Below are 16,883 nucleotides of genomic sequence, written 5' to 3' on the forward strand. Positions count from 1 at the left end.
CTTCAAAAACCGCATGACTTGATATGGATTTCAGCAAGACATTCCCGATCTGAAACATCAAGCCGCTTGATTTGATAAAAATCTTCATCTGATTGGTGTAATTCTTCAAAACCGGTCAGCTTTGTGAAGACGCCGTGAAAGTCCAGGTAGATGACGAGACTGCCGTCAGGCCCATCCGTCTGGAGCGTAAAGGTTAAATGATTCTCACTGCCTTCGGAAACGGAGTCGTCAAAAATCCGGAACAGCTTTCTGGCGAGAATCACAAGTTTCTCATCATAGGCAGAAAGGTCCCTGACTTCCCCGATCACCTCATATTCAAGAGTCAGTGAATGAGCCGTCCAGTTAAATGTAAGCAAATCATAAGCAAAACGCGGTATTTTCAGGTTTGAAAGCTTTGATTCATGCTGAGCTTCTATGACCACTTCGTCAATGATTTCAAACACGCGGTCATATTTCTTTAATGTTAGGTTTCCTTTAATCAATTGAAGTTTATTCATCCAGTCGTGTCTTGAATGGCTGAGTAAGTGGATGAGCTCATGGGTCAAAGCCGTATCATCCATATTCTTTTCTCGTTTTTTCGAAATTTCTTCCATTTTGGCACTCCCAATCGTTTGGTCTCTCTTTTAGGAGTCTGATTCGGTTTGTACTTTGAATTATAACAGAGAAGGCTGTATAAATGAAACACGTTTATCGCTTTAAGCGAAGCAGAATCAGAGCGGGATCCGGCTTTTGCTGCGGCGGTCGCCATCTGCCGGACAGTGTTTTTGCGTTTTAAATGGGAAATGGTGGTCTATGTAAAAAACTCCGGTCAAGAACGACCGGAGTTTCGTTTAAAGGTTAGGCTACAGGATATACGCTCACTTTTTTGCGGTCACGGCCGAAACGTTCGAATTTAACAGTTCCGTCGATTTTCGCAAATAGAGTGTCATCTCCGCCGCGGCCCACGTTTTCACCTGGGTAAATTTTTGTTCCGCGTTGACGGTAAAGGATGGAACCGCCTGTTACGAATTGACCGTCAGCACGTTTAGCACCAAGGCGCTTTGCCTCAGAGTCACGTCCGTTCTTTGTTGAACCTACTCCTTTTTTAGAAGCGAAAAACTGAAGATCTAGTCTAAGCATGTAACTCACCTCCTATATTCTTTTCTCGGTTACTTTTAGGTAACCTTTGTAGTCCCGTTCGATGGTTTGCAGGGAAACGAGCATGCCTTCAAGAAGCAGCTGGGCTTTCTCCCTCGCTTCCTGATCCGTCTCATCGGGGAATGCAAAAGACAAAAATCCTCCATCTTCCCCAAGATCCAGAACCGGGTCAATGCCTGTCAGCTTGATGACCGCATTGATGGCCCCGATGGCAACAGCCGATGCTCCTGCACAAACGAGATCCTGTCCATGTTCAGCAAAATTCGCGTGCCCCGACATTTCAAAGGACAAAATGCCTTTGTTCGATCGGGATCTTGTAATCGTTGCTTGAATCATATCCTACACGCCTTAAGCGTTGATTTTTTCAATGACAACTTTTGTGTAAGGCTGACGATGACCTTGTTTTTTGTGTTGGTTTTTCTTCGGCTTGTACTTAAACACGGTAATTTTTTTAGCGCGGCCTTGTTTTTCAACCTTGCCTGTTACCGTAGCACCTTCAACCGTCGGGTTGCCAACTTTTACGTTTTCACCGCCGACAAACAATACATTGTCAAACGTAACTGTTTCGCCAGCTTCAGCAGCAAGCTTTTCAACGTATACTGTTTGACCTTCTTCAACTTTGATTTGTTTTCCGCCTGTTTGAATAATTGCGTACATCTCTGCACCTCCTAATAAACTAAGACTCGCCAGTCACAGGGGGCTTAAGAAAGCACTTAACACCTGTGCTGAGCGGTTGTAGCACGGGTGCTACATCCATAACATTAAAAAATATATCAAAATTAGAGCCGAATGTCAATGAGTTTCTCAATACACCAAAAGAAGCTCTTCCATTGAAGATGTTGTTCGCTTATCGGCAAAATAGGCGTGAAGAACTTCATTTTCATCAAGCTGGCTCAGTTTTGCCCCGTCTTTCTCGACGATGATCGGGTGCTTGCAGCCTCTTTTGAACATCAGCATCACATCGTATATCTGTTCATCTGCGCAAACGGTAAGCGGCGAAAGCCGGCGGACTTCCCGCTCTTTCCCGTAATAGCGCTCAAGCAGAAAACGGATATGGGCGTAATGCCTGTTTCTGTATTCCTGATAAAGGGAGACGGCCAGAAAAACGAGCAGCACCCAGGCGCTCAGCTGCATAGGAGAAATCGCTAACACCGCAATGATACATATAGCGCAAAAGAAACACGATACCGACAGGCTCAGTTGCTGTGCTTTTTGATACGGAACATATTTCGAAAAGAGCAGAAACAGCAATTTCCCCCCATCAAGCGGCCAGACAGGGAACAAATTAATAAGCAGGATCGTCATGTTGTAAAATGTGAACATGTCAAACATTTTCGGTTCAATCAGCGAATTGGCTGACAAAAGCCAGGCTGCGAATTGAAGCCAGATATGCTGGACCGGGCCCGCCGCAATGACGGCAAGCTCTTCTTTCAACGGTCTGTTGCCATGCTCGTCAACCTCAAGCGTTCCCCCAAACGGAAGCAAAAAAATGCGTTTGATTCTCCATGAAAAATAAACGGCGGCGGCGGCATGGCCGAGCTCGTGGATCAAAATAATGATCATTAAACAAAATAATGCTTTTACATGCCCGGTCATTAAACCGAGCGCCATCACAAGCCATAGCAATGGATGAATATGAAGCTTTGTGATGAGCTCTGTCCATCTATTCACCAAATGATATCACCTGTATCGGATCGACAAATTCCTCTCCTTGTTTGATCGCAAAATAATAGACGCCTTTATGGTCTTTATTTTGCTGAATCGTTCCGAGCTTGGCTCCTTTGTCGACAAAATCGTATAAAGCGACATTCGCTTTTTTCAGCTGGCCGTAGTAAGTATGGCTGTTGTCAGCATGCTGAATGACAACGGTCAGTCCAGTTTCTGGGCTTTTTTCCACTTCAACGACATAGCCCTCTTTCATGCTTTCAATCGTTTCGCTTTCCGTTTCCACTTTAATTCCCTCACCGGAAAATTTTTCCTGAACTTTCCCCATCGCAGGGGTGACAAGCCCCTGGTTTACCTCTAATTGATCAGTCTGTTTGCCGTTTTTCGGCTGAAATAGGGAAATCGGGTGTCCGAACGTTGATTGATACCAATGCTCAAGGGCCGCAAACTGAAATTCTTCTGAGAAAACCTGTCCGATCACGGGTTTTATCTGTTTTACAGGTTCAAATTGGCCTTTGTAGGCAATGGCAGAAACAAGAACGAGACACGCTGACAGGAGGCATTTTATGATGAGCGCATCGGCTTTCACAAGCGGATGCTTTCCATTGATCAGAGTTGAACTCCCCTTATATGGGGGAAACTCTTCAGGTTTATCCTCTGAAAAGGCTGTCCAGGCGGGCGGCTTTGTTCTATCAAAGCGGTCTGCCCCGTTTCCCGGCGTTTTCCGTCTTTTTTTCGCCATTCTTTTGCGAATTTCATCTGCTCTGTGACTCATCACCCTCATCCTTTACATCCAGGTTGGTTTGTACATGATATGTCTTGTCCATCATATTTATACCGATAACATTGACATGAAACCAAAAGGTTTTATATAATAAAAGCGAAACCTTTTGGTTCTATTTTTTTTGACGGAGGTATTACCAATGACAGAACAAAACAATCGTGTGCCTGATATACATAAAAGGGTGACTTTTGATGCACCGATTCAAAACGTATGGAAGGCGGTGGCCACGAGCGAAGGAATATCAGTCTGGTTCATGCCGAACGATTTTCAGCCTGAAATCGGATATGAATTTACCCTGCAGTCGCCGTTTGGTCCATCACCGTGCAAAGTGATTGAGCTTGAAGCCCCGCATCGCCTCGCCTTCAGCTGGGATACATCAGGCTGGGTCGTGACATTTGAATTAAAAGAAACAGACGGCGGCAAAACAGAGTTTACTCTGATTCACTCCGGATGGGGAGAGCCTGAAGATATCAATCCAAAAGCGGGACAAAGTCAGTCGTCTGTCCGGGACACAATGAACAACGGCTGGGAAGCGATCGTCAACAAAAAGCTTCGTCAGGCTGTTGAAAACTAGTGTCTTCATCAGCGCAAAAACAACATGATGTGTTTCGGGCGGTCGCTGATCCAACGCGGAGAAAACTGCTGAAGCTTCTCGCTGATCGGGAAATGCCCATTACCGATATCAGCAGCCATTTCCCGATGACCCGGACAGCCGTCTCCAAGCATCTGCGGATTTTGTCTGATGCACGGCTTGTGAGTGAACGAAAGTCGGGAAGAGAAAAACTGTACACGCTTCACCCCGAACCGCTGATTGAATTGCAAGAATGGCTCTCCTATTTCGAACGGTATTGGGATAACAAGCTCTCCATGCTGAAGCATTATGTGGAGAATGAAGATGCGGAATGAAATTCTATTAAAAAAAGCAATCTCATCACCTGAGATTGCTTTTTGCATTACGAGCGAACGCCAAAAAACGATTTGATTCTGGCAAATACGCCTTTATTTTCTTCTTCAAACGACTGTAAAGGCACGGACTCGCCGAGAACGCGGCGGGCGATGTTCCGGTATGCGATTGAAGCCTTATTATTGGGATCCATGACAACCGGCTCTCCGTTGTTGGATGCTTTGATGACATCATCATCATCAGCGACGATGCCGATCAATTCGATTGATAAATGCTGGATCACTTCATCAACGTCAAGAGTATCGCCGTTTTTCATTAAATGGTTGCGAATCCGATTGACGATCAGACGGGGCGGTTCAATGTTTTCTTCTTTTTCAAGAAGACCGATAATCCGATCGGCATCACGAACGGCGGAAATTTCCGGTGTCGTGACAACGATGGCTTTGTCTGCGCCCGAAACCGCATTTTTATATCCCTGTTCGATTCCTGCCGGACAGTCGATGATGATATAATCAAAATCCTGCTTCAGCTGCTGGATTAATTTGACCATTTGCTCAGGCAGAACCGCCGATTTATCGCTCGTCTGTGCCGCCGGAAGCAAATATAGCAGATCATCAAAACGTTTATCTTTCACAAGCGCCTGATGGATTTTGCATCTTTCTTCCACAACATCCACCAGATCATAGATAATTCTATTTTCAAGGCCCATGACGACATCCAGGTTGCGCAATCCAATATCTGTATCAACAAGACATACACGCTTTCCCAAAATGGCAAGGGCGGTGCCAAGATTCGCGGATGTCGTCGTTTTTCCTACTCCGCCTTTCCCCGAGGTTATTACGATAGCTTCACCCAACTTTACATTCCTCCCTCAAGCCTTGTTAAACTAGGTCTTAAATGAGCCAATTGTTGAAGGCGGTCAATGACCATATTCTCTTCTTCGTCTAAATAAGCACATTCCATGTCGTTCCCTTCTTGGATGTGGTCTGGGGAGCGGTTGAGCACATGATTGATGCGCAATTGAGTCGGTCTCATGTCCGAAGCCGCAATAACAGCTCGTTTATTTCCATTAAAACCAGCGTGGGCAATCCCTCTTAATGAGCCGAGAACAAAAATATTGCCTCCGGCCTTCACCATTCCTCCCGGGTTCACATCCCCTATCAGAAGCAAATCGCCCTCTGTTTCAAGCACTTGTCCCGAGCGGACGATTTTAGCGACAGAAACGATTTCGCTTTCTTTTTTTAAGCGGTCTGCTTCTTTTTTGGTCATGACTTCACTTTCAATGGAGTGGATAAACAGATTCTGCTTCTCAGTGATCACTTCTGTCAGCTTTGCTTCTTGCTCCTCTGTCACATAGCGGTAGCCAAGCTTAATGAGAACGCTGATTTTCTGGCCTTTCCCATCCATATAATGTTCGAGTGACAGCATATCCTGAAGACCGTACAATAATTCTTCAAAAGAGCATGTGTCATCAAGATGAAGCGTCAGTCCATTTTTCGTTCCTTTAATTGTTACATATTGCTGCTTTTGGGTCTTCACGGTGTTCACCTCAACATCATACTCATTTCGACATCGGCTTGATAAAATCCTTTTTTTACTCTTCCCGAAGCTCTTTCTTTAGACTGGTAAAAAACACTTTAAACGGGTAAATGAGCAAAATCCCCGCAACAGCGTTTAATCCGAGCGTAGGAAGCAGCCTTCCCAGTACAAATTGATAGAACGGCATGATCTCCGGGCGAATCAGCGTCTGCACGCCGTATTGGTAAAATTCAAGCACAGAGACGGCAAGCACCGCTATAAAGATGACGACAAGAGCGTTTGTCTGCAACACTTTAAACGCCTTTGACGTTAAATAGCAAATACCGGCAAATCCGAACATATACACACCTAATAGGTCAGTGTAGTTAATATCATATAACAGTCCGAAAATAAATCCATATGTAATGGCGTACGGCTGATTGACATAGGCCGTCATAAAAACCAGGACAAGCAGCAGAAAACGGGGAATCAGCTGCTGGTCATCGCTTGTAAAGGGCAGCCTGATGAAATCGGCATAGACGCTTTCAGATGACAAAACAAACATCATGATGACAGGAAGAAGGAAACGTTTCACGAACCTTCCTCCTTCTCATCCATCTTGTCTACATCGACCGTATCCAGCGTCCGGTCAACGACGATTACATTATCAAGGTTATATAAATCAGCAGCCGGCTTCACGTAAGCGATTTTCGTCAAACCGTAGGAATCCGGTTCGACCTCTGTCACCTTTCCGATCGTCAAGCCTTTCGGAAAAACTCCGCCTGCCCCGGAGGTTTCGACAAGGTCGCCTTTTTTGACTTCCCTTTCTTCATCAGGCTCAATAATTTCCATTGACAGCGCCTTTTTATCGGCGTCATAACCATTAATAATGCCGTTTACGGTTTTCTTGCCTTTATCAGCCGAGATGACGGTGGAAATTCGATTGTTTCTGTCTGTTGCGCTTAAAAGCTGAACAGTGGAAGTGAAGTTATTCACTTTCGTGCTTTTGATTTTTCCGATCAGGTTGCCGTTTTCGTCCGTGACGGCCATATCCTTTTCAACGCCGTGCTTTGAGCCTTTGTTAATGGTAATCAGATTCCACCATTCATACTTGTCGGGATTTCTCGCGATGACAGTAGCCAAAATCGGATTGTAATCTCTGATCGACTTCAAATGGCCGAGTTCTTTGCGAAGAGACTTGTTTTCATTTTCAAGCTCCTGCAGTTTTGCTTCATATTGCGTTTGGCCGTCAAGTTTCTTCCGAAGGCGCTCATTTTCATTATAAGTGTTTTTTAAGTCTTCTATATTTTCAAAGAAGCCCGCGAAAAACTGGGCGGGCGTATGAAAAATGTTTTGGAATACACCAGTTGTATCGCCAATGAATTTTTCGGGCCAAGTTGCATTACGGTCGTTCTTCAACGAAAATCCAATCATTGCCACCAAAATGATGATACAAAGGAGTAAAAGCATCAACCGTTTATTCGTAAAAAACTGCGGCATGATTATACACCTCTTCTATTCCCTGTGTCCTTAATTTTTCCCTTTAAATAGATGAATTTGTTCAAGTGCTTTTCCTGTTCCGATCGCTACACAGTCAAGAGGGTCTTCCGCAATTAAAACCGGCATTTTCGTTTCTTCGCTGATGACTTTGTCAAGGTGGCGAAGAAGCGCGCCGCCGCCCGTCAGGACGATTCCCCGGTCCATAATGTCAGCCGCAAGTTCAGGCGGGGTTTTTTCAAGCGTGTTTTTTACGGCGTCAACAATTGCGGACACCGTATCACGGAGCGCCGCAGTAATTTCTTTCTCAGTGATTTCGATTGTTTTCGGCAGCCCTGTCAAAAGATCCCGGCCGCGGATTTCCATGCTTTCTCCGTTTTCGGTGGCTTCGGCCGAGCCGATTTCAAGTTTGATAGCTTCAGCTGTACGATCACCGATCATCAAGTTATACGTTTTTCTGATATAAGAGATGATCGCTTCATCCATTTCATCCCCCGCTACCCGGATAGACTGGGATGTCACAATCCCGCCAAGGGAGATAATCGCGACTTCGGTCGTACCGCCGCCGATGTCAACAACCATGCTGCCGGTCGGCTCCCAAACAGGAAGGTTCGCGCCGATGGCTGCGGCAAACGGCTCTTCAATCGGATATGCATCACGAGCGCCCGCCTGGCGTGTGGCATCGATAACCGCGCGCTGTTCTACAGCCGTAATCCCTGAAGGTACACAAACCATCACATACGGTTTTCTTGCAAACAAGCCTTTGTTTTTCACAGCTTTGCTGATATAATGCTTCATCATCGTCGCCGTCGTTTCATAATCGGCGATGACTCCGTCTTTCATCGGGCGGAGGGCAACGATATTGCCGGGAGTCCGTCCGATCATATTTTTCGCATCATTTCCCACTGCGACAATTTGCTTTGTATCCGTTTGGAGCGCAACAACTGAAGGCTCCCTGACGACAATTCCTTTTCCTTTCACAAAAACAAGCGTATTCGCCGTTCCCAAATCTATTCCAAGGTCTCTCGCACCAATTCCAAACATTTGTATGTATCTTCCTTTCTTAAAACGAAATTCCTAAGCAAAAACCCATAAATTCTATTATAGCTTAATTTAATGAAAAAAAAAGTGTTACAAATAGCCTTTTTCTTTTAAGCTCACAAATTTTTGATCGCCGATGACAATGTGATCGAGCAATTCGATTCCGATCAGCTGTCCGCATTCATTGAGACGCCTTGTTACATCAATATCTTCACTGCTTGGGGTCGGATCTCCAGAAGGGTGGTTGTGCACGCAGATGAAAGAAGCGGCAGACCGCTTTAAGGCCTCCTTAAATACTTCCCGCGGGTGAACAATGGAGGAATTCAAGCTTCCGATAAAAACCGTGCGCTTATGAATCACCTGGTTTTTAGAATTCAGATAAAGGCAAACGAAGTGTTCCTGAGACAAAAACCTCATATCTTCCATCAGCAAATTGGCAGCATCCTCAGGAAAACGGATCACATAACGCTCTTCATATACAAGCTGGTGGATCCGCCGTCCCAGCTCGAGAGCCGCCAATATTTGAACGGCTTTTGCGCGGCCGATGCCGGAGATGCTGGAAAGCTCTTCAGCCGAGGCTTCTTTCAGCAGACGCAGACCGTCAAACGTCTGAAGAAGGCGGTTTGACAGCTGCAGGACCGATTCTTTTTTTGTCCCGGTCCTTAAAAGAATCGCCAGCAGTTCGTGGTTCGACAGGCTTTCGGCGCCTATGTTCAGCAGCCGTTCGCGCGGCCTTTCATCCTCCGGAAAATCTCTTAATTTCATTGGCATGTCGCTTATGGTAAACCCTCCCTGTGATTCCCCTTCCCGTTCGGTTTATCAATAGGAGTTCAGACCAAATCGCTTCAGCATTCTCATCGTTTTTGAAATCGGCAGCCCCACGACGGAATAATAATCTCCCTTTATATGTTTGACAAAGAGCGCGCCTTTTCCCTGTATGCCATAGGCGCCCGCTTTATCAAACGGTTCGCCTGTATCGATATAGGCGCTGATTTCTTTTTCGTCAAGGGGCCAGAACGTGACTTCGGTCTCTTCAAAAAATGTTTCGCATTTGCTGTTTGACTTGATGCAGACACCCGTAAGCACAGAATGGGTCTGACCGGAAAGCATTTTAAGCATTCTTTCCGCTTCCTCGGCATCTTTCGGTTTGCCGAGACAGACGCCTTCAAAACAAACAATGGTGTCGGCCCCAAGCACGACAGCATCAGGATATTGGTCGGCTACTACCCGCACTTTTTGTTCCGCCAACCATTTGACGTTTTCTGCGGGGGAAAAGTTTCGATTTAATTTTTCTTCTGCATCGCTGACAACGATGCTGTATGGTATTTGCAAAAGATTGAGGAGTTCCTTTCTGCGGGGTGATTGCGAAGCTAAAATCAGCGGTTGTGTCATCAGTAGCCATCCTTTCATGGGTTTTTGCTATCAGAAAAAAGATACTTGTTTATCCTACCAAAAGAACGGCTCAGCCACAATTTCAGAAAAGTAACTTTTTGATGACAAAAAGCGAAAAATAAAAAAACCAGCGCATCGGCTGGTTCCTGATTACTTGATTTGGCTGAGCAATAGCTGCTGGCTTTTCCAGCCGTTCGCTGCAGTCGGTTTTTCCAGCAGGTCCACGGCTTTCAGTATGCCCTCTTTCACCTTTTTAGAGTCGCCTTCCGGTTGGATTCCATCAATTTCCGCTTTGAGATCGGCGATGTTTTTTTCGGTCACCTCTGCGCCGAGAATCGCCTTGGCTGACAGCTCCGCCGCTTCTTTAAAGGCCGGTGATAAGCCTGAATCAAGCGAAAATGACAGCTCTTTTCCGCCCCATGCTTCAAAATCGTGATCAATCAATATCTGCCCGAGCTGTGAGGTCATCTGCTTCTCTCCGGCGATGCCGGCGATGACATAATATCCGTCATCTTTTTCCAGCGGAACGGCGGCATAGCCCTTTTCCACGATCTGAGACGCCAAGGTTTCCGCCCCTTCCTTTGAAAAGAATTTGCCCGCTTGAACGGCAAAGGCTTTAAGATCGGCACCTGCTTCGCTGACTGCTTTTTCTCCCCCATCGCTTCCTGTCGTGTCGCCGGCTTTGGCGGTTTTGCCGCCTCCCTCATCCGCACCGAGGCTTGCTGATGCCGGCACTTCTTCTTGATTTGATGCGAGATTAAGAGCAAACACACCGAGGCCTGTACCGAGCAAAACGGCGAATATAATGGTCACTGCAAAACGCTTAAAAGGGTAAGAGAACGATTTTTTCGCCTTTTGATAGACTTTGCCTTCATTTTTCTTTTTGTAGGGCGCCACCACTTTGGGATCATCTTGAAACACGTCTTCTTCCTCATCAGGCGGAGCCCATGTAAACTCGTCGTCTGTTTCGGGTTTGCTGTTTTCTTTGGAAGCCGACACTTCCTGCTCGGCCTTTCGCTTTTCTTCCCAATTCGAAAAAGTGAGTTTCTTTTCTTGATTTTTTTTCGGCGCCTCTTTCTCAGTTCCGTATATCGTCTCTTCTTTCCCGTTGATCATCACTTTAAGCGGATCTTCTTTCCCAATGTTCCGGGCCGAATTTCTCTTGCTTTTCCGTTTTTTCATATGTACTTCCCTCGCTTTCCGTTTTTGATTTTATGATAAGCATGCAGGAAAAAACGATTCTATTAGAGGGAAGCCAGAAGGAAGGAGGAGATCCCCTAAAGGCCTGTCCCTCTTATTGTCCACACTTTATCACAGCCTGCAAAAAAAAGAACAAGACTTTTGTCGTCTCGTTCAAAAAGGTTTCGTCAAATTTTTCATCATATCATCTGAATGTATAAGCCGATCAGCGGGTCGCCATAAAAATAGCCTGTCAATGTTCCGATCAAAATGGCGGGCGCAAATGGCAATGGCTCTCTTCGTTTTAGCTTCCCAGCCAGCATCGCCGCGAAACCCATCACCATTCCGGCAGCCGCAGACAGAACGAATACGAGCAAAATCTGGCGAACCCCGAGGACGATGCCAAGAACGGCAAACAGCTTTACATCTCCCCCGCCGATGCCGCCTTTCGTCATCACAGCCGCAACAAGCGGCAGCAGACAACCGGCAATCGCTCCAGTTAAGCTTGAATGCCAAGGCTCAAGCGGGAACAGGATGCGCCCGGCGGCAAAAACAGGCAGAAAAAAACAAAGGACGGCATCAGGTATGACCATATACATCACATCTGAGACAAACACGATAAGCAATAAAGAAATGAGGAAAAGCGCGATGACAAGCTCTCCGGGATCGCCAATCCTTAAATAGGCAAAGGCAAACAGCAATGCCGCCGCAAGCTCAACGGCCGGATACACGATGGAAACAGGCCGTTTGCATCCCCTGCATTTTCCCCTCTGCAATATATAGGACAACACCGGAATCAGTTCAAGAAAAGTGAGCGGGCGGCAGCAGTCAGGGCAGGCGGAGCGGGGAGCGATCAAAGAGGTGTTCTCGGGTATGCGGCGGCCGGCCACATTAAAAAAAGAACCGAGCACTAAACCGAATATAAATAAATACATCAATAGACATCAGCCTCTCGCATGATTTGCCGGCCTGAATCTGAAAGGGCCGGAGGCTATAAGTTTAGCAAACCGGGGAAAGACGCGCTTTTCTTAAAATCTAAAAATGCGCTCCCAGCCGGGGGCTGAAAACGCATTTTTTGCCCTTTATTCTTTTAGTGCCGACCTGACGGCGGAAATGAAGTAAAGCGAACCCGTGATGATCACAAGTGCTTTTTCGTCCGCTGCTTTTTCGTCGATCAGCCGGAAAACGGAAGCGATGTTTTCATCATACGTTTTACAGCGGGCATGGCATTGTTCATACAGCTTTTGGGCGGATTCGGCTCTCGGAAAATCAAAGGATGTAAAATGAACCGAAGACGCAAACGTCTCCAATTTGCGGATCATGTCCTGATATGGCTTATCTTTTAATGCACTAAAACAAACATGGATGTTTCGCTCCCCAAAATGAGCGGCAATCGTCTCAGCCAGCCTGTCGACGCCTTCCTTGTTATGGGCGCCGTCAATAAACGTAAGCGGTTTTTCGAGCACTTTTTCAAAACGTCCGGCCCATGCCGCTTTTTTCAAACCGGCACGAAGCTCCTCAGAACGAATGGCAGCATGTTGTTCAGCGGCGAGCCATTCAACGGCCAGAATCGCCAAGGACGCATTTTGCCGCTGATGGGTTCCCATCAGACCGGTTTCCATCTTTTCATACTGATGCCCCGGCGTCCTCAGCGAAAACTGCTCCCCATCCGGCAATGAACGCTCCCCGTATATGTCGCAATGTTCATAAAGGGATATGAAGGAAGATCCGCTTTCAGCCGCTTTCCGTTTGATGACCTCTGCCGCTTCATGCTGATGAACGGCTGTTAAAACGGGAACGCCGCACTTGATGATCCCGGCTTTTTCAGCTGCGATTTCCTCGAGGGTTTCTCCTAAAATGGCGGTGTGGTCATGACCGATGGTCGTGATGACCGTCAAAATCGGGTCTACGACATTGGTCGAATCGAGACGGCCGCCAAGGCCGGTTTCAAAAATCACAAAATCTGTCTTGCGGTATTTGGCAAAATATAAAAATGCGCATGCTGTAATAATTTCAAATTCCGTAGCCGCCCCGTATTCGGTTTTTTCAAGCTCGAGCACGAGCGGTGCGATTTCATTAAAAAGCGCCGTCCACTCCTCATCCGAAATCGGAATGCCGTCTACGCTGATCCGCTCATTAAAGGTGATGATATAAGGAGAAGTGAACGTGCCTGCCGTATACCCGGCTTCATTTAGTATCGAACGGATAAAAGCGATCGTTGAGCCTTTTCCATTCGTTCCGGCCACATGTATGGCTTTGATCTTCTTCTCCGGGCGGTCAAGCGCGTCGAGCAGCTTTTCCATTCGCCCGAGTCCCGGTTTTATCCCAAATTTAAGCCTTCCGTTAACCCAGCTGAGCGCTTCATCAAAAGTACTGAACAAGGCTATTCCTTCCCTTCAATAATGAAGGTGTTTCCCAGCCTGATGAAGACTGAAAAACACCTCATTTTCATTTTCTAGTTTTTCAATTCAGCGATTCGTTTTTCTACAGCTTCGCGTTTTGCCGTATAATCCGCTTCTTTCGCCCGTTCTTCGTCGATAACGTGCTGAGGCGCTTTTTTCATAAAGCCTTCATTGCTCAATTTTTTCTGAACCCGTTCTACTTCTTTCGTCAGCTTGTCGAGTTCTTTTTGAAGGCGGCTGATTTCTTCATCGATGTTGATCAGGCCCTCAAGCGGCAAAATCAATTCCGCGCCTGATACAACGGCGGTCATCGCTTTATCAATCGTCTTGATGTCCGTACCGATTTGAAGCACGCTCGGGTTCGTAAAACGTTCCACATATGAGCGGTTTTCTTCAAGACGTTCTGCGACATCAGGAGTGCTTGTGTTAATATAGAGCTCGATTTGTTTGCTGAGCGGCGTATTGACTTCGCTGCGGATGTTCCGCACAGCGCGGATCACCTCAACGAGAAGCTTCATGTCGGCCGCGGCTTTGTTGTCGGTATATTCTTTGACGGCTTCAGGCCACTTCGCGACCGTGATCGATTCGCCTTGATGAGGAAGGTGCTGCCAAATTTCTTCTGTCAAGAATGGCATGAACGGGTGCAGGAGCCGCATCGTTTGATCCAAAACATACGCCAAAATGGAACGTGTCGTCTTTTTAGCCGCTTCATCATCGCCATAAAGCGGAAGTTTGGCCATTTCAATGTACCAATCGCAGAAATCGTCCCAAATAAAGTTGTATAAATGGCGGCCGACTTCTCCGAATTCATATTTGTCAGCGAGCTGTGTCACCGTTTCGATCGTCTCGTTTAATCTTGTTAAAATCCATTTATCAGCAACCGATTTTTCACCTGATAAATCAAGCTCTTCATACGTCATGCCGTCCATGTTCATTAATGCAAACCTTGAAGCATTCCAGATTTTGTTTGCAAAATTCCATGTTGATTCAACTTTTTCAAAGCTGAAGCGCAAGTCCTGTCCAGGCGAGCTTCCGGTCGCAAGAAAATAGCGGAGCGAATCGGCGCCGTACTTGTCGATTACATCCATAGGATCGACTCCGTTTCCGAGCGATTTGCTCATCTTGCGGCCTTGATCATCGCGGATCAGTCCATGGATCAAGACGTCTTTAAACGGACGCTCTCCAGTGAACTCGATGCCTTGGAAAATCATTCTGGACACCCAGAAGAAAATGATGTCATAGCCTGTGACCAGGACGTTTGTCGGATAGTAGCGTTTGAAATCTTCCGTGTCAACGTCAGGCCAGCCCATTGTCGAAAACGGCCACAGAGCCGAACTGAACCATGTATCAAGAACATCTTTGTCCTGCTCCCAGTTTTCGGCATCCTCCGGCGCTTCAACGCCAACATAGATTTCGCCCGTTTCTTTATGATACCAGGCCGGAATTCGATGACCCCACCACAGCTGGCGGGAAATGCACCAGTCGCGGATATTTTCCATCCAGTGTAGATAGGTTTTTTCAAAACGGTCTGGAACGAAATTGACTTTCCCTTCACTTTTTTGCAATTCGATTGCCGCATCGGCAAGCGGCTGCATTTGCACGAACCATTGCGTTGAAAGATAAGGCTCAACGACGGCGCCGCTGCGCTCGCTGTGGCCGACGGAATGCGTATGCTCTTCGATTTTGAACAACACGCCCTGTTCTTGAAGATCTTTGACAATCGCTTTACGGCACTCAAAACGGTCCATGCCTTTGTATTGAAGGGCATTGTCATTCATCGTACCGTCTTCATTCATGACGAGAATCCGCTCGAGATTGTGGCGGTTACCGATTTCAAAGTCGTTCGGATCGTGTGCCGGCGTGATTTTAACGGCGCCTGAACCGAATTCCATATCGACGTAGTCGTCACCGACAATCGGAATTTCTCTTCCCGTAATAGGCAGAATCACTGTTTTTCCGATTAAGTGTTTGTACCGTTCATCTTCCGGATGAACCGCTACGGCTGTGTCTCCGAGCATTGTTTCCGGACGGGTCGTCGCGATTTCAATCGAGCCTGAGCCGTCTTTGAGCGGATAGCGCATATGGTAGAACGCGCCTTGAACATCCTTATAGATGACTTCTATGTCGGATAGAGCCGTTTTTGTGGACGGATCCCAGTTGATGATATATTCTCCGCGGTAAATCAGCCCTTTTTCATAAAGCTTGACAAAGACTTCGCGCACCGCTTTTGAGAGCCCGTCATCAAGGGTAAACCGCTCTCTCGAATAATCGAGGCCGAGGCCGAGTTTTGCCCATTGGCTGCGGATGAAATCAGCGTATTCCTCTTTCCATTTCCACGTTTCCTCGAGAAATTTTTCCCGTCCAAGATCATAGCGGGTTTTTCCTTCTTCGCGGAGTTTGGCTTCAACCTTTGCCTGCGTCGCGATGCCGGCATGGTCCATGCCCGGCAGCCAAAGCACATCATAGCCCTGCATCCGCTTCATTCTTGTCACGATATCCTGCAGCGTCGAATCCCAGGCATGGCCCAAATGCAGCTTTCCTGTTACATTCGGCGGCGGAATGACAACAGTATACGGCTCTTTTTCAGGATCGTTTTTGGCTTCAAAAAATTTGCCGTTCACCCAATATTCATATCTGTCTTTTTCAATTGTAGCCGGGTCATATTTTGTCGGCATCGTCAGTTCTTGTTTATCCATTTTCAAACCTCCAGCGTATAAACGGCTGATCAATAGAAAAGAGTCCTCTTTATCCTGTAAAAGGACGAAGAGAACTCTCTCGCGGTACCACCTTTTTTCATGAATGCCAAACAGGCATTCACGCACTTAAATGGGATAACGGGGCTTTCCCGAATTTCTCTACTCTAGTTCAAGAAATTGCGCTCCTGGGCGACCTTCCAAAAAAGACTGGCTGGAAAACCTTTCAGCAGGCGGCTTCCCTCTCTGTAAGCGTCTGTTTTTGTACTCTTCCCATTCAAAGCGGGTGATCATTGACTTTTCAGCACGTACTTTTTCTTGTTCTTATATTACTAAATCTTTTTTTATTTCGTCAATCATCTTTTCCGTTTTTCTCTCGTTTTATACGAGATTGGGCCATGCACATGAGCTTATTTTTCTCATATGATGCTGTAACGAAAAGGAGAGGAGGCATAAGGTGCGAAAAAAATTCAACACATACTCACTTCAGCCGTGGCTAAAACAAATCCGACTTGTCGCTGTCCAGGTCGTCCTCCCGATTACGGTCTTTCAAGGCATTCGAACCATAATCTTTCCAACGACATTTGACGTTCTCCTCTTGGGCATTCTCATTTTCCTTGCATGCGCCTTTCACCTTGACTGGATATAAAACCGGCTGCAAGCAAAAAAGT

General features: G+C 46.6%; 20 protein-coding genes and 2 other annotated features. Of the genes, 3 read left to right on the forward strand and 17 right to left on the reverse strand.

Annotated elements, in window-relative coordinates:
• Positions 1-2: 2 nt before the first annotated feature.
• From R5H20_RS16600 to R5H20_RS16625, 6 genes are all read right to left on the reverse strand, one after another.
• Positions 3-593, reverse strand: coding sequence for a sporulation initiation phosphotransferase B (locus R5H20_RS16600; protein WP_006637843.1), 591 nt, complete (start codon positions 591-593; stop codon positions 3-5).
• Between the two features lie 244 nt (positions 594-837).
• Positions 838-1,119 carry a 50S ribosomal protein L27 gene (gene rpmA, locus R5H20_RS16605; protein WP_006637844.1) on the reverse strand — a complete coding sequence of 94 codons (282 nt, stop codon included), beginning with the start codon at positions 1,117-1,119 and terminating at the stop codon, positions 838-840.
• Positions 1,120-1,131: 12 nt separating this feature from the next.
• Positions 1,132-1,473, reverse strand: coding sequence for a ribosomal-processing cysteine protease Prp (locus tag R5H20_RS16610; protein WP_006637845.1), 342 nt, complete (start codon positions 1,471-1,473; stop codon positions 1,132-1,134).
• Positions 1,474-1,485: 12 nt separating this feature from the next.
• A complete protein-coding gene (gene rplU, locus R5H20_RS16615; protein ID WP_006637846.1) occupies positions 1,486-1,794 on the reverse strand; it encodes a 50S ribosomal protein L21 in 309 nt (102 codons plus the stop codon).
• A gap of 12 nt (positions 1,795-1,806) precedes the next feature.
• Positions 1,807-1,882: a sequence feature (ribosomal protein L21 leader region), on the reverse strand.
• A gap of 59 nt (positions 1,883-1,941) precedes the next feature.
• Positions 1,942-2,808, reverse strand: a complete 867-nt coding sequence (locus R5H20_RS16620) for a M50 family metallopeptidase (protein ID WP_006637847.1) — start codon at positions 2,806-2,808, stop codon at positions 1,942-1,944.
• Positions 2,801-3,577: a peptidoglycan DD-metalloendopeptidase family protein gene (locus R5H20_RS16625; protein ID WP_006637848.1), complete on the reverse strand. Its 777-nt coding sequence runs from the start codon at positions 3,575-3,577 to the stop codon at positions 2,801-2,803. Before R5H20_RS16625 ends, R5H20_RS16620 begins: the two co-directional genes overlap by 8 nt.
• A 148-nt stretch (positions 3,578-3,725) precedes the next feature.
• On the opposite strand from R5H20_RS16625, the gene R5H20_RS16630 reads away from it, so the two are divergent.
• Both R5H20_RS16630 and R5H20_RS16635 read left to right on the forward strand, forming a co-directional pair.
• Positions 3,726-4,160 (forward strand): SRPBCC family protein, encoded by a 435-nt coding sequence (locus R5H20_RS16630; protein WP_006637849.1) that lies wholly within the window; start codon positions 3,726-3,728, stop codon positions 4,158-4,160.
• Positions 4,160-4,492 carry an ArsR/SmtB family transcription factor gene (locus tag R5H20_RS16635; RefSeq protein ID WP_006637850.1) on the forward strand — a complete coding sequence of 111 codons (333 nt, stop codon included), beginning with the start codon at positions 4,160-4,162 and terminating at the stop codon, positions 4,490-4,492. The genes R5H20_RS16630 and R5H20_RS16635 overlap by 1 nt, the downstream gene beginning before the upstream one ends.
• A gap of 47 nt (positions 4,493-4,539) precedes the next feature.
• On the opposite strand, the gene minD is transcribed toward R5H20_RS16635, so the two are convergent.
• From minD to R5H20_RS16690, 11 genes are all read right to left on the reverse strand, one after another.
• Positions 4,540-5,346 carry a septum site-determining protein MinD gene (minD, locus tag R5H20_RS16640; RefSeq protein WP_006637851.1) on the reverse strand — a complete coding sequence of 269 codons (807 nt, stop codon included), beginning with the start codon at positions 5,344-5,346 and terminating at the stop codon, positions 4,540-4,542.
• 2 nt (positions 5,347-5,348) lie between these two features.
• On the reverse strand, positions 5,349-6,029 hold the full coding sequence (gene minC / locus R5H20_RS16645; protein WP_006637852.1) for a septum site-determining protein MinC: 681 nt from the start codon (positions 6,027-6,029) through the stop codon (positions 5,349-5,351).
• A gap of 55 nt (positions 6,030-6,084) precedes the next feature.
• Positions 6,085-6,603 carry a rod shape-determining protein MreD gene (gene mreD / locus R5H20_RS16650; RefSeq protein ID WP_006637853.1) on the reverse strand — a complete coding sequence of 173 codons (519 nt, stop codon included), beginning with the start codon at positions 6,601-6,603 and terminating at the stop codon, positions 6,085-6,087.
• Positions 6,600-7,508, reverse strand: a complete 909-nt coding sequence (gene mreC / locus R5H20_RS16655) for a rod shape-determining protein MreC (protein ID WP_006637854.1) — start codon at positions 7,506-7,508, stop codon at positions 6,600-6,602. The genes mreD and mreC overlap by 4 nt, the downstream gene beginning before the upstream one ends.
• A 30-nt stretch (positions 7,509-7,538) precedes the next feature.
• Positions 7,539-8,549 (reverse strand): rod shape-determining protein, encoded by a 1,011-nt coding sequence (locus tag R5H20_RS16660; RefSeq protein ID WP_006637855.1) that lies wholly within the window; start codon positions 8,547-8,549, stop codon positions 7,539-7,541.
• A gap of 87 nt (positions 8,550-8,636) precedes the next feature.
• Positions 8,637-9,311: a RadC family protein gene (gene radC / locus R5H20_RS16665; RefSeq protein ID WP_006637856.1), complete on the reverse strand. Its 675-nt coding sequence runs from the start codon at positions 9,309-9,311 to the stop codon at positions 8,637-8,639.
• Positions 9,312-9,365: 54 nt separating this feature from the next.
• On the reverse strand, positions 9,366-9,938 hold the full coding sequence (locus R5H20_RS16670) for a Maf family protein (RefSeq protein ID WP_006637857.1): 573 nt from the start codon (positions 9,936-9,938) through the stop codon (positions 9,366-9,368).
• A gap of 150 nt (positions 9,939-10,088) precedes the next feature.
• On the reverse strand, positions 10,089-11,120 hold the full coding sequence (locus tag R5H20_RS16675; RefSeq protein WP_006637858.1) for an SPOR domain-containing protein: 1,032 nt from the start codon (positions 11,118-11,120) through the stop codon (positions 10,089-10,091).
• Between the two features lie 197 nt (positions 11,121-11,317).
• Positions 11,318-12,052, reverse strand: coding sequence for a prepilin peptidase (locus tag R5H20_RS16680; protein WP_006637859.1), 735 nt, complete (start codon positions 12,050-12,052; stop codon positions 11,318-11,320).
• A gap of 147 nt (positions 12,053-12,199) precedes the next feature.
• On the reverse strand, positions 12,200-13,498 hold the full coding sequence (locus R5H20_RS16685; RefSeq protein WP_006637860.1) for a bifunctional folylpolyglutamate synthase/dihydrofolate synthase: 1,299 nt from the start codon (positions 13,496-13,498) through the stop codon (positions 12,200-12,202).
• A 74-nt stretch (positions 13,499-13,572) separates the two neighbouring features.
• Positions 13,573-16,215, reverse strand: a complete 2,643-nt coding sequence (locus R5H20_RS16690) for a valine--tRNA ligase (RefSeq protein ID WP_006637861.1) — start codon at positions 16,213-16,215, stop codon at positions 13,573-13,575.
• Between the two features lie 57 nt (positions 16,216-16,272).
• Positions 16,273-16,502: a binding site (T-box leader), on the reverse strand.
• A 167-nt stretch (positions 16,503-16,669) separates the two neighbouring features.
• Between R5H20_RS16690 and R5H20_RS16695 the strand changes: the two genes are divergently transcribed.
• Complete coding sequence (locus tag R5H20_RS16695) at positions 16,670-16,861, forward strand: hypothetical protein (RefSeq protein WP_006637862.1); 192 nt, start codon at positions 16,670-16,672, stop codon at positions 16,859-16,861.
• Positions 16,862-16,883 lie beyond the last annotated feature (22 nt).

The organism is Bacillus sp. KICET-3 (assembly GCF_033261025.1).
GTDB classification, from domain to species: domain Bacteria; phylum Bacillota; class Bacilli; order Bacillales; family Bacillaceae; genus Bacillus; species Bacillus sonorensis.

Excerpts from the sequence above, each read along its gene's own strand:
- R5H20_RS16680 (WP_006637859.1), bottom strand. The coding sequence starts at position 12,052 with ATGTATTTATTTATATTCGGTTTAGTGCTCGGTTCTTTTTTTAATGTG.
- rplU (WP_006637846.1), bottom strand. The coding sequence starts at position 1,794 with ATGTACGCAATTATTCAAACAGGCGGAAAACAAATCAAAGTTGAAGAA.
- R5H20_RS16600 (WP_006637843.1), bottom strand. The coding sequence starts at position 593 with ATGGAAGAAATTTCGAAAAAACGAGAAAAGAATATGGATGATACGGCT.
- R5H20_RS16630 (WP_006637849.1), top strand. The coding sequence starts at position 3,726 with ATGACAGAACAAAACAATCGTGTGCCTGATATACATAAAAGGGTGACT.
- mreC (WP_006637854.1), bottom strand. The coding sequence starts at position 7,508 with ATGCCGCAGTTTTTTACGAATAAACGGTTGATGCTTTTACTCCTTTGT.
- R5H20_RS16670 (WP_006637857.1), bottom strand. The coding sequence starts at position 9,938 with ATGACACAACCGCTGATTTTAGCTTCGCAATCACCCCGCAGAAAGGAA.
- R5H20_RS16660 (WP_006637855.1), bottom strand. The coding sequence starts at position 8,549 with ATGTTTGGAATTGGTGCGAGAGACCTTGGAATAGATTTGGGAACGGCG.
- R5H20_RS16610 (WP_006637845.1), bottom strand. The coding sequence starts at position 1,473 with ATGATTCAAGCAACGATTACAAGATCCCGATCGAACAAAGGCATTTTG.
- R5H20_RS16625 (WP_006637848.1), bottom strand. The coding sequence starts at position 3,577 with ATGAGTCACAGAGCAGATGAAATTCGCAAAAGAATGGCGAAAAAAAGA.
- radC (WP_006637856.1), bottom strand. The coding sequence starts at position 9,311 with ATGAAATTAAGAGATTTTCCGGAGGATGAAAGGCCGCGCGAACGGCTG.
- rpmA (WP_006637844.1), bottom strand. The coding sequence starts at position 1,119 with ATGCTTAGACTAGATCTTCAGTTTTTCGCTTCTAAAAAAGGAGTAGGT.
- R5H20_RS16690 (WP_006637861.1), bottom strand. The coding sequence starts at position 16,215 with ATGGATAAACAAGAACTGACGATGCCGACAAAATATGACCCGGCTACA.
- R5H20_RS16675 (WP_006637858.1), bottom strand. The coding sequence starts at position 11,120 with ATGAAAAAACGGAAAAGCAAGAGAAATTCGGCCCGGAACATTGGGAAA.